Source organism: Candidatus Rickettsia tasmaniensis (assembly GCF_036857515.1).
Taxonomy (GTDB): domain Bacteria; phylum Pseudomonadota; class Alphaproteobacteria; order Rickettsiales; family Rickettsiaceae; genus Rickettsia; species Rickettsia rickettsii.
Map to the genome: position 1 here is coordinate 1 of NZ_JAQCNX010000036.1, position 15,748 is coordinate 15,748.

Below are 15,748 nucleotides of genomic sequence, written 5' to 3' on the forward strand. Positions count from 1 at the left end.
AATTATAAAGAAGAACAAGACCGTCATTTGAAAAAAGTTTTTGTTACTAATGACACGATACTTTCTAAAGCACTTCAAATGGTGAAACAATTTGAAGGATTAGAAGAGCAAATTGTAGAATATGAAAAAGAAATTATGTGTATTTGGCATACTAAATACGACGAAATGCTAAAATGGGCAAATACTGCTGAAGTGCTAATATTTAACGAAGAGTAGGGGGATAATTAGTTCGTCATCCCAGATGCAGGCGTAGATATAGTGCTTGAATGTACCGGAGAATTTAACAAAATGTCTGAAGTTCTAGGTAGTGTTTCGGAAAGTTCTATAGATAAATTTTCTGACTTGTTTATTGCTTAATGCTATTATTCATTTAATGTCATACCGCGGCTTGACCGCGGTATCTTAGGACACAGTCTGTGATGCAAGATCCCGTGGTCATAAAGCCACGGGATGACAACGGAACTGCACAACGGCAGGTATTTAGCCGTTAAATGGCTATTAAGGAACTTATTCAATTAATCTAAGTTAAAATTAATTAAACAATTATATTGAAAAAATTTATTTTTACTATTAAGCTGTTTTTTTAATTTTTAGTTAAAGAATTAATTTTATAAATTACTTGAATAGTGTTATAAACAGTCTTGTGGATTTAAGTTCTAAAAGCTATAGGTAATATTTACTAAGAATAGAGATATAGAGAATTTTAGGTAGCAGGAGGGGATTTGATTTGTGATATTATTAATCTGCTTAAAGAAGATTTAAATAAAGCAGATATAGAAAATGAGATATATATGCGTCTTAAAGAACCTTATTCTGTTTTAAAAAAGATGAAAAGGAAAGAAGTGCCGATTGATGCATTGAAAGACTTAATTGCATGTAGGATTATAGTTAAATCTAAAGCTCTATGCTATAATGCTTTGGACGTAGTTAAGAGTTCTACGCATTTAGATTGGTTATACACCAAAGATTATATCAATAGACCAAAAAGCAACGGCTATCAGTCTCTTCATAATATAATGCAGCTTTTACACTCTAAACGTAATTTTGAAATACAGATAAGAAGTAAAGATATGCATAAAGATGCCGAGCTTGGTAGAGCAGCTCATTTAAATTATAAAGAAGAACAAGACCGTCATTTGAAAAAAGTTTTTGTTACTAATGACACGATACTTTCTAAAGCACTTCAAATGGTGAAACAATTTGAAGGATTAGAAGAGCAAATTGTAGAATATGAAAAAGAAATTATGTGTATTTGGCATACTAAATACGACGAAATGCTAAAATGGGCAAATACTGCTGAAGTGCTAATATTTAACGAAGAGTAGGGGGATAATTAGTTCGTCATCCCGTGAGACGAAAATATGTCATCCCGTGACTTGACCATGGGATCCAGTTCTTGGTGTCATACTGCGAGCTTGTAGCGGTATCCATCTAAAAAAATCAAAAATGTATACTTATTAAGTTATTTTTTTTGGATCTCGCGGTCAAGCCACGGGATGACACTGATAAGGCATAACGCCAATGTGGTAAAAATATAACATTTATTAAAACTTTATAAAAAAACTATAGCGATGCTTGTAATTATATACAATATATAGTATGCTCAGCCCGTAGTTTAGAAACTATTGAAACAAAATATTAGGTTATTTCCTTATCAAATGTGGGATATCTTTGTGGGATATCTTGACTCACGTTTGATAAGTTTGTTTTAATACTAGGTACTAAATTTTAACTTAAATATAGGACAAAAATTATGGCTCAAAAACCAAATTTTCTAAAAAAATTAATTTCCGCAGGGTTGGTAACTGCTTCTACAGCTACCATAGTAGCCAGTTTTGCAGGTTCAGCTATGGGTGCTGCTATACAGCAGAATAGAACAACAAACGGAGCTGCTACAACTGTTGATGGTGCGGGATTTGACCAAATTGCCGCTCCTGCAAATGTTGCGGTTGCTCTAAATGCAGTTATTACTGCTAATGCTAATAATGGTATTAATTTAAATACTCCAGCCGGTAGTTTTAACGGTTTGTTTTTAGATACTGCAAACAATTTAGCAGTGACAGTGAGTGCAGATACTACCTTAGGGTTCATCACTAATGCTGCTAATAACGGTAACTCCTTTAACCTTACGCTTGGTGCTGGTAAAACTCTTACTATAACAGGTCAAGGTATTACTAATGCACAAGCTGCTGTTACACACAATGCTAAAAATGTTGTTGTACAATTTAATGGTGGTGCTGCTATTGCCAATAATGATCTTAGCGGTGTGGGAACAATAGACTTCGGCGCTGCGGCTTCTACATTAGTATTTAATTTAGCAAATCCTACAACTCAAAAAGCTCCTCTTATACTTGGAGGTAATGCTGTAAATGGTATTAACGGTACATTAAATGTTACTAATGGATTTATTCAAGTTTCAGATAAAAGTTTTGCTACTGTTCAGGCAATTAATATCGGTGACGGTCAAGGTTTCATGTTCAATACTGATGCTACTAATGGTAATGCTTTAAATTTACAAGCAGGTGGTGCTACTATTAATTTTAATGGAACAGACGGTACGGGTAGATTAGTATTATTAAGTAAGAATGGTGCTGCTACCGACTTTAACGTTACAGGAAGTTTAGGCGGTAATCTAAAAGGTATTATCGAATTTAACACTGTTGCAGTAGGCGGTCAACTTATAGCTAATGCAGGCCCTGCTAATGCAGTAATAGGTACTAATAATGGCGCAGGTAGAGCTACAGGATTTGTTGTTAGCGTAGATAATGGTAAGGCAGCAACAATCGCTGGACAAGTTTATGCTAAAGACATGGTTATACAAAGTGCTAATGCAGGCGGACAAGTAAATTTTGGACACATAGTTGACGTTGGTACAGACGGTACTACTGCCTTTAAAACAGCAGCTTCTAAAGTTGCAATAACCCAAAACTCAAACTTTGGTATTACTGATTTCGGTAATCTTGCAGCACAGATTACAGTTCCTGATACTATGACCCTTACCGGTAATTTTACAGGTGATGCTAGCAATCCCGGTAACACTGCAGGTGTGATAACTTTTGATGCTAACGGTACTTTAGCACGTGCTAGTGCAGATGCAAATGTTGCGGTGACAAATAATATTACAGCAATTGAAGCATCAGGTGTCGGAGTTGTCCAATTATCAGGAACACATACTGCCGAGTTACGTTTAGGAAATGCCGGTTCTGTCTTTAAACTTGCTGATGGTACAGTTATAAACGGTAAAGTTAACCAAACTGCTGTTGTCGGCGGTGCTCTTGCAGCCGGTGCGATTACCTTAGACGGTAGTGCTACAATTACCGGCGATATAGGTAACGGTGGCGGTGCTGCTGCGTTACAAGGCATTACTTTAGCTAACGATGCTACAAAAACATTAACGCTTGGTGGAGCAAATATTATCGGTGCTAATGTCGGTGGAGCGATTGATTTCCAAGCTAACGGTGGTACTATTAAATTAACAAGCACTCAAAATAATATTGTAGTTGATTTTGATTTAGCTATAACTACTGATCAAACAGGCGTTGTTGATGCGAGTAGCCTAACAAATGCTCAAACTTTAACTATTAGCGGTACAATCGGTACTATTGGAGCTAATAATAAAACTCTTGGACAATTTAATATTGGCTCAAGTAAAACAGCTTTAAATAGAGGTAATGTTGCTATTAACGAGTTAGTTATTGGAAATAACGGTTCAGTACAATTTGCTCATAATGCTTATTTAATAACAAGAACTACAAATGCTGCCGGTCAAGGTAAAATAATATTTAATCCTGTTGTAAATAATAATACAACTCTTGCAGCCGGTACAAATTTAGGTAGTGCTGCAAATCCACTTGCAGAAATTAATTTTGGATCTAAAGGGGCTCATGCTGATACTATATTAAATGTGAGTGAAGGTGTAAATTTATATGCTACTAATATTACTACTACCGATGCTAACGTAGGTTCTTTCGTCTTTAATGCCGGTGGAACCAATATAGTAAGCGGTACAGTCGGTGGACAGCAAGGTAATAAGTTTAATACTGTAGCATTAGATAACGGTACTACTGTTAAGTTCTTAGGTAATGCAACATTTAACGGTAACACTACAATTGGAGCTAATTCTACCTTACAAATCGGTGGTAACTATACTGCAGACTTTGTTGCATCTGCCGATGGTACCGGTATAGTAGAATTCGTTAACACCGGTCCTATTACTGTAACATTAAACAAACAAGCTGCACCTGTTGATGCTTTAAAACAAATAACGGTTTCTGGTTCCGGTAACGTAGTGATTAATGAGATAGGTAATGCAGGTAATTATCATGGTGCTGCGACTGATACGATTGCTTTTGAAAATTCAAGTTTAGGTGCAGCTTTATTCTTACCTAGTGGCATTCCATTCAATGATGCAGGCAACACAATTCCTTTAACAATTAAAAGTACCGTAGGTAATGAAACAGCTACAGGTTTTGATGTTCCTAGCGTGATTGTTTTAGGTGTTGATAGTGTCATCGCTGACGGTCAAGTAATCGGTGATCAAAATAATATCGTAGGTCTAGGTCTTGGAAGCGATAACGGCATAATCGTTAATGCTACTACATTATATGCAGGTATTGGTACTATAAACAATAATCAAGGTACTGTCACACTTAGCGGTGGTGTTCCTAATACCCCTGGTACAGTTTATGGCTTAGGCACAGGTATTGGTGCTTCACAGTTAAAGCAAGTAACGTTTACTACAGACTATAACAACTTAGGTAATATTATTGCAACTAACGCAACAATTAATGACGGTGTCACTGTTACTACAGGCGGTATAGCCGGAACAAGTTTTGACGGTAAAATTACTCTTGGAAGTATTAACGGTAACGCTAATGTGAGATTTGCTGACTGTATATTTTCTAATTCTACAAGTATGATTGTTACTACTAAAGCTAATAATGGTACTGTAACTTATTTAGGTAATGCATTGGTCGGTAATATAGGTGGTTCAGATACTCCTGTAGCTTCTGTTAGATTTACAGGTAGTGATGATGGTGCAGGATTACAAGGAAATATTTATTCACAAGTCATAGACTTTGGTACTTATGACTTAGGTATTTTAAATTCTAATATAATTTTAGGCGGTGGTACTACTGCTATTAACGGTGCAATCGATCTTCTTACAAATACTTTAACATTTGCAAGTGGTACTTCAACATGGGGAAACAATACTGCTATTGAAACTACTTTAACATTAGCAAACGGTAATATAGGTCGCATCGTTATCGCGGAAGGTGCTCAAGTTAATGCAACAACCACAGGAACTACAACTATTAACGTACAAGATAATGCCAATGCAAATTTCAGTGGTACACAAACTTATACTTTAATCCAAGGTGGTGCTAGATTTAACGGTACTTTAGGAGGTCCTAACTTTGCTATAACCGGAAGTAATCGTTTCGTAAATTACGGTTTAATACGTGCTGCTAACCAAGATTATGTAATAACACGTACTAACAATGCAGAAAACGTAGTTACTAATGATATCGCAAATAGTCCGTTTGGAGGTGCACCGGGTGTGGGTCAGAACGTTACAACATTTGTAAATGCAACTAATACTGCAGCATATAATAATCTTCTTTTAGCTAAAAATAGTGCTGATTCTGCTAACTTTGTCGGCGCTATCGTTACCGATACAAGTGCGGCCATAACTAATGCACAATTAGATATAGCTAAAGATATCCAAGCTCAACTTGGTAACAGATTAGGTGCTCTTAGATATTTAGGTACTGCTGAAATGGTTGGACCTGAAGCTGGAGCAATACCGGCTGCGGTTGCTGCAGGTGACGAGGCTGTTGATAATGTGGCTTACGGTATATGGGCAAAACCTTTCTATACTGATGCACATCAAAGTAAGAAAGGTGGTTTAGCTGGTTATAAAGCTAAAACCACCGGTGTCATAATCGGTTTAGATACGCTAGCTAACGATAACTTAATGATCGGTGCTGCTATCGGTATCACTAAAACTGATATAAAACACCAAGATTATAAGAAAGGTGATAAAACCGACGTTAACGGTTTCTCATTCTCTCTATATGGTGCCCAGCAGCTTGTTAAGAACTTCTTTGCTCAAGGTAGTGCAATATTTAGCTTAAACCAAGTGAAGAACAAAAGTCAGCGTTACTTTTTCGATGCTAACGGTAATATGAGCAAGCAAATTGCTGCCGGTAATTACGATAACATGACATTCGGTGGTAACTTAACAGTCGGTTATGATTACAATGCAATGCAAGGTGTGTTGGTAACTCCAATGGCAGGACTTAGCTACTTAAAGTCTTCTGACGAAAACTACAAAGAAACCGGTACAACAGTTGCAAACAAGCAAGTTAACAGCAAGTTTAGTAATAGAACCGATTTAATAGTAGGTGCTAAAGTAGCCGGCGGTACTATGAATATAACTGATCTTGCGGTATATCCGGAAGTTCACGCTTTTGTAGTTCACAAAGTAACCGGTAGATTATCTAAAACTCAGTCTGTATTAGATGGACAAGTTACTCCGTGTATCAGCCAGCCTGACAGAACCGCTAAAACATCTTATAATTTAGGTTTAAGTGCAAGCATAAGATCTGATGCTAAGATGGAGTACGGGATCGGTTACGATGCTCAGATTGCAAGTAAATATACTGCACATCAAGGTACTCTAAAAGTCCGTGTAAACTTCTAATCGCTCCCGATTAGCAAGTTTATAAGTTCCTCAAGAAAAAAAGCCCTCTTTGAAAAAAGGGGGCTTTGTTCTTTCTTCCCGCCTACATGCCTTGTTGCATGGCTTAAAAAACCTACTATATGTCATTCCCGCGTAGGCCGGGGGGATCCAGAAAAAAGCGAGATAAATCGAGCTTTTAATTTTACAAACTTATTGTGTATAATCTTTAAATTACTGGAGTCCTGCTTTCGCGGGAAGGACATAAACGAGCCGTACAACAACCCTCCGCCTATGCGTGAATGACATCACCTACTTTTCCACCCCGTGCAATACCTTCACTAACCTAAAATTTTATTAACTTCTAGTTGAAAAGATATAAATTTTTATAGCTAAGAATTTAAAATTAATAAATATTATGAAAAAAATATATATTAGTGATTATTATGCTTCTAATAAGCGGAGGTATATTTGCTCAAAGTCAAATATCCAATTTAGTTGTACCGGTTAGCTATTTTATAAATCATGTATCCCAATTGGAAAAACTAAAAGAAAATCTTAATAAATATAAGCAATCTAGTGTAGTAGGGGTAAGCGGTATGGGTAAAACGCAGCTTGCTAGAATGTACGCTTATGAAAATAAAGATAACTATAACATAATTTGGTTGATTGATTGTAATCTAAATATAGAGTAGTATTTACTCAAATTATCTAAAACTATTAATAGGTGATTTCAGAAGATATGGCAGTGATGAAGAAAGATTTAATGGTTTATCTAGCAAGTAAAGATAAATGGTTATTGGTGTTTGATAATTTAAAAATAGGCGAGAATAAGAAAATAGAGGATTTTATTAATTGGGAGTATAACGGTAATATTATATTTTGTTCCCAAGACGATGAATTATTATCTAACATAATCAAAGCAAACGCTTGCACTAAGCCGGAAGCTGCATTACTTGCAAAAAATATATTGGAAAATAAAAATCCAGAATTAATAAATTTTTTGACTCAAGAATTTGGAGGTTATCCGATTCTCGTAGTTTAAGGAGCACAAATATTAAATCAAATACAAGGTTTAAACTTAGAGAAATACAAGAAAAAGATAAAAGCCTCTAAGGATAAAATTGAGCTAAATATAAAACTTGTTAGCAATGAATTAAAGCCTAGTGCCAAGAGATTACTAGATGGGATAGCATTGCTTAATAATCAAAGTTTTTCAAAAGAATTATTAAATTCTATTACTGAAGATAAGCATAGTCTAGATGATGATATTTATCAGCTTTCTAAATTTGCTTTGATCTCTAATATTGAACCTAATGAAGTTAATCCGCTATTTGAAATGCATGATGTTATAGCTGAAAAAATATTACAAATAAATGGAGATAAAGGAAATAAAGAATATCTTGAACGTAGTGTTACTAATCTTTTAAATTCTATACCTAAAAGTTTAGTAAAGGGGCGCATTTTTAGAAATGCTAAAACTATACCGGATTAATTACAAAAAATGCAGAAAAATACGATATATCGATATATAAAATTTTAGAGTTATAAATTTATTAATACAATATGCTAATTCTTCCGATTTATATAACTCAAAAAAATTAGTAAATTGGTTTGATAAAAACGATCAAAAAGGTAAATTTAAATTATGGACAATGAATAATGAAGAAAAATTTGCTTATGCTGCATATTTAGGACGCATAGGGTGGTATTATAGAACTTGGTCAGATCCTAAAAAAGCAATTGAATATGATACGAAAGCTAAGCAGGTATTTGATGAAGTGAAAGGATATGATTCCATAAAATGTAATGTAGTTTTCGGTTCGGCTATATCCAATATTCAGCTAGGAAATCTAGAAGAAGCAGAAAAAAATATCCAAATGATGGAAGATATGTTCAATCAAAAGTCTAGTAGATCAAACTGACATAGCAACTATATACTATGCAAAAGCTAAATTATTTAATATCCAAGGTAAAAATTATGAAGCATTAAGAAGAATTGACGATACTATAAATGCTTGTATCGAAAACGGGATGAAACCTCAAGATTTATTTCTTACCGGTTCATATCTCATTAAATTAGATATATTAAATAATCTTAAAGAAACATCAGGAAGCTCTTTCTTTATTAGAAAAGTATATGATATGAATAAGTCAAGTAAAAAAGAGGAAAATCAAGTATTTGGACGAATTTTTACCCAAAAATCAAGAGCAAAACTAGGTTTAGGTGATGTTACCGAAGCTCTAGAATAAAAAAGCTAAAGCAATTTTTCTTAATGATCCAACTAGACCTAACAAAGAGATTATTATATCACCGGATATAGATTTGGCAAAAACGTTTGTTGCTGAAGGGGATGCACTAGTGTTACTTAATCAAAATGAGGAGGCGGTAGATACTTATGCTACTGCTGAAAATATATATTGGAATAACTATAAAGAAAATATGCAAAATGTGTATGAAATAAGTAATATGTATTTTGCAGCCGCTAAAGCTAGTTGTACTTTACCTAAGAAATTTTGGTATGAAAAATTCCGTAATAATCAGATAGAACAATTCGGAGCTGATCATCCGAATAGTATAAAAATTTTAAACCTTAAATGTGATGGTTCAAATTAGCTAGAATTTTTTCTGATTAGTGCAATAAAAAAACCGGACGTGGTAAGAATAATTCCAAGCCAAATAAAGCTCATCGTTGGCTTGTAATATATTTTAGCATGGATTATATCGCCGTCTATATTACTTAACACTGCGTAAAGATCATATGATAAGTAAGAGTATATATCACTTTCTTGCGATAAACTCTTTTCAACTATATAAAGCCTATTTTCCGGCTTTAATATAGTTATATTACGGCTATTATCCTCAAGCCAAAATTCAGCAATTTGTCTATAATAATTTTTACCTTGAGCAAACTTAATATTTTGCAATGTTACTTTAAATTCGTTAAATGTTTTACTTGTTCCTACTCTGCCGGTGAAATCCATTTCACTTTGTAATAATGTATTCATAGTAATACTAAAACTAATTAGTGCAAAACCAAAATGCCCAAGGATCATACTAGCGCTACTTGCTTTAAGTCTATTTCTACAATAATTAGTTTTAACCAAAAGATAATGAATATTATGAAGCATAAGAAATATAGATGCGATTATAGTTAAAATCGATATAACACTAAATGTTACTTTTAATGATATTAAATAAGTAATTATTAGAGATAATATTAGAATTATAATATGTTTTTTAATAGAGCTTCTGGTAGTAAATAATCCTATGGCACCAAGAATAGGGATAACGAATATAATAAAATTATTAACAAAAAATGTTTCACTAATAATAATAGGTTTATCGTCGAATAAAGCGTAAATTGGCGGATAAAGTGTGGCAGCTATTAGCACAATAAGGCTAAGAAGGAGGAATATATTACCGAGGAGTATGGAGTTTCCACAATTCGTCATTGCGAAGCCACGAAAGTGGCTGTGGCAATCTCGGTTAGTTTCCTGAGATTGCTTCGTCAATGCTAATGCATTTCCTCGCAATGACGTGGTAGTATACAACCCAATACTACCAATCCCCATAATCAAAAATATCCCAAGCAAGTATATTCCTCTCTCAGGTGAGAATGCAAAAGAGTGAATTGAGGTAATAAAACCGGAACGTACTAAAAAAGTACTAAATATTACTAATAAAAAAGTAATGATGGATAAAATTATCGTCCAGTTTTGCATACGTCCGGTTTTTGTTGTGACAATTATAGAATGATAGAGCATAATTCCGGATAACCAAGGAAATAGTGAAATATTTTCTACCGGATCAAAAAACCAAAATCCGCCCCAGCCGAGTTCTCTATATGCCCACCAAGAACCAAGGCTAATTCCTATGGTAGTAAATAAGATACCGATATTGGAAAATGTTTTGAGAAGTCTTATGTCATTAATGGATTCCCGCTTTCGCGGGAATGACATAAGTGGGTATGCGAATGACATAGAGGCACAAACAATAGTAAACGGTACTACATAGCTAACATAGCCTAAATAAAGCAGAGGAGGATGGATGATCAAAGCAATATCTTGTAGCATCGGGTTTAAGCCTAACCCTTCTTTAGGAATGAAAGAAAACACGTTAAAAGGACTGGAGGTAAAGTAAATAAAGCTGCTAAAAAATAATTGTATGGCTGATAGAATAATAATAGATAAAAATTTAAGACGGTTATCTTCAAGTAAAAATATATAACAGCAACTAACGATTTGTAATAAACAAAACCATAATAACATTGAGCCTTCGTGGCTCGACCAACTACCGGCTATTTTATATATTAAAGGTTTTAAAGTACTGGAATTTAAGAAAACATTTTGTAGTGAAAAGTCAGAGATAATAAAAGCATAGACTAGGGTAAAAAAGGCAAGTATAGCACATGAGGCCGCTATGTAGAAGGGGAAAGTAATTAGGTAGTTGTCATTCCCGCGAAAGCAGGAATCCAGTCTGTAAAATAGAGATTTTTTATGGATTCCCGCTTTCGCAGGAATGACATAAAAGACAAAAGACAAACCGATAACCGACAAGCACATCGTTGTTAGCAGTAAGAAATTACCGATTTCACTCACTGCTTATTGTTTCCTCGATAGTAGGTAATACGGTAATTTTTACGCTATCAATCTTATTGGCAATTTTCTTTAAAATAATTACCTTTAAATTAAATATTTCAATTACTTCCCCTTGATTTGGAATTCTAGCAATTTTATGGATTATTAATCCTGCTATAGTGTTTGCATCTTCATCCGATAAATTCCAATCAAGTTCTCGGTTAATATCTCTAATAGTCGTAGTTCCTTTTATAATGAACTCGGTATTAGACTTCTTGATAATTTCATTATTAAGTCTATCATGTTCATCAGTAATGGGTCCTACGATTTCTTCTATAACATCTTCAAGAGTAATAATACCTAGTAGAGTACCATACTCATCTACAACACAAGCAAAATGATTATTACGTTCTCTAAATGCATGTAGCTGGTCTACTACAAGTGCATTCTCAGGGATAAACCAAGGTGGGGTTAGAAGTTTATTAATATCAACTTTTTTTGCATCATTATTATTTTCGTATAATGCTTTAAGCAAATCTTTTAGATTGAGAATCCCTATTATATTATCTCTATTATCTTGCCACAAAGGTATACGTGTATGAGCACCCGATAATAAAGTTTTAATTATTACTTCATGAGGTAGGTCGATATTAAGGGCTATAATACTACTTCTGTGAGTCATAATTTCCGATACCGTCATATTACGTATATCTAATATCCCGCCGAGCATGTTACGATCAGATTTATAAACTCCGCCTTCTTGATGGTAATGCTCAATCACGCCTCTTACTTCTTCCGTTCCTGATATTTGAGGATTTAAATTAATACGAAATATGAAGCAAAATATTTTTGTAATGTAATCAAGAGTAATATTAATAGGTTTGAAAAGCTTTAAAAATATTACGATAGTTGAAGCCATTTTTAATGCTAATTGTTCAGGTTTAGCAACGGCTATTGCTTTCGGTACTACTTCGGCAAAAACAATAATTATAAAAGCCATAACGCCGGAAGCAACAATGGGGCCATTATCTCCAAGAAAGCTAATAAAGAGAGTAGTAGCAATAGTGGTACAAACAGTATTGATTAAACTATTACCTATTAATAAAGTTCCTATGACCTTTTCTTTTTTCTTAAGAACCTCTAAAACTGTTTTAGCACGCTTATTACCGGCGATTTTAAGCTTATGAATCTTCCCTGGGGAAGAAGCGGTAATAGCAGTTTCGGTAGCGGCAAATAAAGCAGATAAGGCGATCATTATTATAATAACGATCACAAATATGGTGGTCATTCTTTATTAAAATATAAATTAACTATAAATAATTATATTAGTAATTATAGATTTTACCTAATGTTTTTTTGTTATCAACGACTCCTTTCAGTATCTTTTGTTTTTCGGCTGTTAATAAGATTTTGAAATTTGTTATTTGTAGATGATGTCTTGCGTGATTCGTGTCCAATCGCTATTGCTTGTTGCTGTATTAATAATGTATTAGCTTGAGCTTTCCTTAAATTTATACCTTGTTCTTTAGATTCTTCAGTAGTTAGAATTTTTTGCCCTTTAGAAAGTTTTATCGCACTATCGCATACAAAAACTCCGCAATCATATACATTTTCTTGTTGCTTGGTATTTAGGTCTGTTATTTTTGCATCGGGATAAATTTCGGTAATATATTCTGTTACTTTTGGTCGAGATTCCAATGGCTCACCATAGGGATCATTATACATAAAGTTTATATTACCTTTATCATCTTTACTAGCCATTAAGAGTAACCAATGTTTATGTCCTGTATTTAGTGGTATAATTGCAGGCTTATTATCTAGTATTAAATCCTCTACTGTAACACGAAGAGTATCTTTTAGTATTTCCGGCTCTTCTAAAGAGGCATGATGAAATATAGAGAACATATTCTTATCTATATTTGCTTCCAATATATTTTTTATATCATCTTCAGTGTATAAATAAGTAGGTTGTTTTATATTTCCTGTATTATAAACACCAACTTGATCTTCAGTATTTATAACCGGTGATGATTGTTTTTCAGGTATCTGCTGTTTTGTCTCTATTACTGGTTTGGCTAATTGTTGTTCTGCTTTTAGAGATTCCTTATACATTTCCTGTGGAATTCCTAATTTTCCCCATGGTTTTTGATTATTAGCGGGAGCTTGCTGTTGCGGTGGATTTATAGAAGATGCAACAGTGGTTAGTGGTTTTTCTGTTATTGTCGGCTTTGCTTCCGTAGTTGGAGTTGTTGATTCGTGAGTTTTAGGTTCTTCTTTTTTGCCGAATATTGCTTCTTTAAAACTAGTTATTATATCTTTAAAATAGTTAAAAATTCTTTTAAAAAAACCTTGCGGTTGTGGTTGGTTTGCTTTTGGAGGTTCATATGATGTTGTTTGTTCTACTTGTATATCCTTAGGTCTATCATTCATAACTTTCTTTGTATTAAAATTAAAGTCAATAGGATTTACCTCAGTTTTACCTAAATCTTTTTGAAATTGCCTAGATATTTGTGATACATATTTTTTTAAGTTTTCAGCAGCATTATTTGAATCTTTTAAGATTTCATTAATTTCGAGTTTCAATCCGTAAATTTGATCTTCAGAGGTAATACCGAAGTTAGCAGTGATAAGATTTGTTGCTTCGTCTGCAGAAAGAGGCCAAGTTTCTATAATCACTCTACCGCCTTGATTTTTAGCGTTTTTTATTATTTTATCTAGCTTTTCTTTATCAGGTATGGTACCGGAAAGTAATTGATCAATTTTATGATCATATACAAGATTGTTAAAAACAGATGTTACTAAACTTATATCCGTAATTGTAGTGGCTTTATCTTTTGGTACTATACCATCGGCTATAGATAAATTTTGATCTGCTTCATTTGTAAAAAAAACATGATCAACTTTTTTCATAATTTGCTGCCAATAAGCTTCTAGTTCAGAATTTTGGGGTAATGAATTATATTGATCAAAAGTAATAGTAGTTTTTATATTTAAATTTTGTAAATTAATTAAATCTTGTACCTCAAAAATAGGTTGTATATTATTGTTATTAAGTTGAATATTAAAAATCGGTGTTTTACCCTTTTTGCGGGATTCTTGTAAGATCTCCGAAAAAATACGTTCTTTATCGGGTATATGTGATGCTTTATTAACTTCTAGCCGGATAATAGGCAATTTATTTTGAGCTTCCTGCTTGTTTATTTTCTTTAATATCCGATCTTCATCTCCAAGTAAAAGAGTAAATATAATAGGCTCAGCCATTACTAACCTTTATTAAAAGAATATTAGGTTCTGTGAAAATTTCTAATTGATTTACTATTTTAAGATATTTTTTAGCAAAAATTAATAAGGTTTTTGAAGGAATAGTTATTCATTTTTCAAAAAAATCTTATAATTTGCAGCAAAAAAGAGCCAAAATTAAATCTTTTTAGAAATCGTCACAGAACCTACATATAATTATTAGAATTTTTGAGCTTTAAATCAAGCTATATTTAATAATCCGTGCTTTAGCTTATATAATTTATCCATTTTATGTGCTAACTCATGGTTATGTGTTACCATAATAACTGCGGTATTTTGTTCTCTTGCTACGTTTAAAAATAAATTAAATACTTCATTTGTAGTTTTGGGATCTAAATTACCTGTCGGTTCATCTGCTAAAATAATTTTCGGCTTATTAATTAAGCTCCGAGCTATAGCGACCCGTTGTTGTTCTCCTCCCGATAATTCTCCGGGCATATTATAGAGTTTTTTCCCAAGTCCTAAATCATCTAATATCTTTGTTGCATCCTCTATTGCTTCTTTTTGATCAAGACCACTAATAAGCCTTGGCATAATAACATTTTCAAGAGCGGTAAAATCTTTAAGTAAGTGATGTTGTTGATAGATAAAACCTAAATAATGAAGACGAATGAGATGATATTTTTGATACTTGCTATTTGGTATGATGACTTGACCGTTTGTAGGTTTATCAAGCAAGCCGGCAATATGTAGTAAAGTTGATTTGCCGCTACCTGAAGAACCTATTATAGCGATTAATTCACCTTCATTAACCGTTAGATTAAGATCATCTAGTACTCTAACAATAGTTTTGCCTTGGCTGTAATGTTTTGAGATTTTTTTTAAAATGAGGACTGTATTATTCATATCTTAGGGCATCCACGGGATTTAATTTTGAGGCTCTATAAGAAGGATAAATTGTCGCAAGAAAACACAATATTATAGATAAAGAGGTAATTAAAATAATATCCTCAGCTCTTACTTTTGAAGGTAAACTATAAAGAAAATAAATAGCTGCCTCGAAAATTTTAGTACCGGTTATACGCTCCAAATAATTCTTGATAGTTTGAATATTATAAGAAAAGGTAACACCAAGGATTACACCTAGTGTTGTGCCAAGTAATCCTATAAACATTCCGTTATAGATAAAAATAAGCATTATTTGCTTAGTGCTTGCTCCCATAGTGCTAAGAATTGCAATATCTG

The 15,748-nt window shown here is 33.4% G+C and carries 13 protein-coding genes and 2 pseudogenes; 10 read left to right on the forward strand and 5 right to left on the reverse strand.

Going from position 1 to position 15,748, the window contains the following annotated elements:
* The 10 genes and pseudogenes from O6R16_RS07090 to O6R16_RS07135 form a co-directional block, all read left to right on the forward strand.
* Positions 1 to 216: pseudogene (locus tag O6R16_RS07090) on the forward strand (bifunctional (p)ppGpp synthetase/guanosine-3',5'-bis(diphosphate) 3'-pyrophosphohydrolase); the annotation flags it as partial.
* A gap of 24 nt (positions 217 to 240) precedes the next feature.
* Positions 241 to 357 (forward strand): annotated as a pseudogene (locus O6R16_RS07095) (ATP-dependent protease); the annotation flags it as partial.
* Between the two features lie 365 nt (positions 358 to 722).
* Positions 723 to 1,325, forward strand: coding sequence for a RelA/SpoT-related domain-containing protein (locus tag O6R16_RS07100; RefSeq protein ID WP_499680589.1), 603 nt, complete (start codon positions 723 to 725; stop codon positions 1,323 to 1,325).
* Positions 1,326 to 1,753: 428 nt separating this feature from the next.
* Positions 1,754 to 6,706 (forward strand): outer membrane protein OmpB, encoded by a 4,953-nt coding sequence (ompB, locus tag O6R16_RS07105; protein ID WP_499680590.1) that lies wholly within the window; start codon positions 1,754 to 1,756, stop codon positions 6,704 to 6,706.
* A gap of 422 nt (positions 6,707 to 7,128) precedes the next feature.
* The gene (locus tag O6R16_RS07110) at positions 7,129 to 7,377 is read left to right on the forward strand and encodes a hypothetical protein (RefSeq protein ID WP_499680591.1); all 249 of its coding nucleotides are present in this window, start codon (positions 7,129 to 7,131) and stop codon (positions 7,375 to 7,377) included.
* 32 nt (positions 7,378 to 7,409) lie between these two features.
* Entirely contained in the window at positions 7,410 to 7,727 is a 318-nt protein-coding gene (locus tag O6R16_RS07115; RefSeq protein WP_499680592.1) for a hypothetical protein, read from the forward strand.
* A 150-nt stretch (positions 7,728 to 7,877) separates the two neighbouring features.
* Positions 7,878 to 8,177 carry a hypothetical protein gene (locus tag O6R16_RS07120; RefSeq protein ID WP_499680593.1) on the forward strand — a complete coding sequence of 100 codons (300 nt, stop codon included), beginning with the start codon at positions 7,878 to 7,880 and terminating at the stop codon, positions 8,175 to 8,177.
* 160 nt (positions 8,178 to 8,337) lie between these two features.
* Positions 8,338 to 8,607, forward strand: coding sequence for a hypothetical protein (locus O6R16_RS07125; protein WP_499680601.1), 270 nt, complete (start codon positions 8,338 to 8,340; stop codon positions 8,605 to 8,607).
* 109 nt (positions 8,608 to 8,716) lie between these two features.
* The gene (locus O6R16_RS07130) at positions 8,717 to 8,935 is read left to right on the forward strand and encodes a hypothetical protein (RefSeq protein WP_499680594.1); all 219 of its coding nucleotides are present in this window, start codon (positions 8,717 to 8,719) and stop codon (positions 8,933 to 8,935) included.
* Between the two features lie 73 nt (positions 8,936 to 9,008).
* Entirely contained in the window at positions 9,009 to 9,299 is a 291-nt protein-coding gene (locus O6R16_RS07135) for a hypothetical protein (RefSeq protein ID WP_499680595.1), read from the forward strand.
* Here O6R16_RS07135 and O6R16_RS07140 read toward each other — a convergent pair.
* The 5 genes from O6R16_RS07140 to O6R16_RS07160 all read right to left on the reverse strand — a co-directional run.
* Positions 9,296 to 11,284 carry a heme lyase CcmF/NrfE family subunit gene (locus O6R16_RS07140; RefSeq protein WP_499680596.1) on the reverse strand — a complete coding sequence of 663 codons (1,989 nt, stop codon included), beginning with the start codon at positions 11,282 to 11,284 and terminating at the stop codon, positions 9,296 to 9,298. The two genes, O6R16_RS07135 and O6R16_RS07140, sit on opposite strands and share 4 nt — an antisense overlap.
* The gene (locus tag O6R16_RS07145; protein ID WP_499680597.1) at positions 11,277 to 12,551 is read right to left on the reverse strand and encodes an HlyC/CorC family transporter; all 1,275 of its coding nucleotides are present in this window, start codon (positions 12,549 to 12,551) and stop codon (positions 11,277 to 11,279) included. Before O6R16_RS07145 ends, O6R16_RS07140 begins: the two co-directional genes overlap by 8 nt.
* 74 nt (positions 12,552 to 12,625) lie before the next feature.
* On the reverse strand, positions 12,626 to 14,524 hold the full coding sequence (locus O6R16_RS07150) for a Ulp1 family isopeptidase (protein WP_499680598.1): 1,899 nt from the start codon (positions 14,522 to 14,524) through the stop codon (positions 12,626 to 12,628).
* A 219-nt stretch (positions 14,525 to 14,743) separates the two neighbouring features.
* Positions 14,744 to 15,409, reverse strand: a complete 666-nt coding sequence (locus O6R16_RS07155; RefSeq protein WP_499680599.1) for an ABC transporter ATP-binding protein — start codon at positions 15,407 to 15,409, stop codon at positions 14,744 to 14,746.
* Positions 15,402 to 15,748: FtsX-like permease family protein (locus tag O6R16_RS07160; RefSeq protein ID WP_499680600.1), on the reverse strand; the 347-nt coding region annotated here is incomplete at its 5' end. The genes O6R16_RS07160 and O6R16_RS07155, both read right to left, overlap by 8 nt.

What these genes read in the sequence shown, in the direction of transcription:
- O6R16_RS07145 (WP_499680597.1), bottom strand. Translation starts at nt 12,551, where the DNA reads ATGACCACCATATTTGTGATCGTTATTATAATAATGATCGCCTTATCT.
- O6R16_RS07155 (WP_499680599.1), bottom strand. Translation starts at nt 15,409, where the DNA reads ATGAATAATACAGTCCTCATTTTAAAAAAAATCTCAAAACATTACAGC.
- O6R16_RS07150 (WP_499680598.1), bottom strand. Translation starts at nt 14,524, where the DNA reads ATGGCTGAGCCTATTATATTTACTCTTTTACTTGGAGATGAAGATCGG.
- ompB (WP_499680590.1), top strand. Translation starts at nt 1,754, where the DNA reads ATGGCTCAAAAACCAAATTTTCTAAAAAAATTAATTTCCGCAGGGTTG.
- O6R16_RS07130 (WP_499680594.1), top strand. Translation starts at nt 8,717, where the DNA reads ATGAAACCTCAAGATTTATTTCTTACCGGTTCATATCTCATTAAATTA.
- O6R16_RS07125 (WP_499680601.1), top strand. Translation starts at nt 8,338, where the DNA reads ATGAATAATGAAGAAAAATTTGCTTATGCTGCATATTTAGGACGCATA.
- O6R16_RS07110 (WP_499680591.1), top strand. Translation starts at nt 7,129, where the DNA reads ATGCTTCTAATAAGCGGAGGTATATTTGCTCAAAGTCAAATATCCAAT.